This is a genomic window from Streptomyces cyaneofuscatus, assembly GCF_000718135.1.
Lineage (GTDB): Bacteria > Actinomycetota > Actinomycetes > Streptomycetales > Streptomycetaceae > Streptomyces > Streptomyces cyaneofuscatus.
The window spans coordinates 1-450 of the sequence record NZ_JOEM01000070.1 but is presented as its reverse complement, the minus strand read 5'-3'; the positions used below and the strand labels follow the sequence as shown (position 1 = coordinate 450).

General features: G+C 67.3%; 1 protein-coding gene. It reads right to left on the bottom strand.

Translation table 11 applies throughout. The features are described from left to right. The coding region (locus IF17_RS01000000136910) for a condensation domain-containing protein (protein WP_244890591.1) at positions 1-424 on the bottom strand (424 nt) is incomplete at its 3' end. Between the last annotated feature and the right edge of the window lie 26 nt (positions 425-450).

The window sequence follows — 450 nt, the reverse complement described above, 5'->3', positions numbered from 1 at the left end:
CCACCGACTGCAACGCCAACACCGCCTGCACCAACGGCGACGTCGACAAATCCCGCCCAACCCCCAACCCATCCACCAACTGCCGGAACGACACCCCAGCCTCCCGCTGTGCCCGGACTAGGCGGTCGTGGGACCTGTGCAGCAGCTCGCGAGCAGTCATCAAATCGTCGGTCTCCAGGGGAACCGCAAGGAGATCGACGAAGTTGCCGACGACGCCGTCGAGCTGAGGGTGGTGTCGGCCGGCAGCCGGGATTCCGAGGATGAGTCGGTCCTGCCCTGCCGCACGCCCCAGCACCAACGCATACGCCGCCGCCAACACCGTGAACAGCGTGGTGCTCTCCCCCCGAGCCCCCCGCCGCAAACCCGCCAGCACACCCTCACCGACCGAGAACCCCACCCGGTCACCCTCATACGACTTCACCACCGGACGCGGACGATCCACCGGAATCT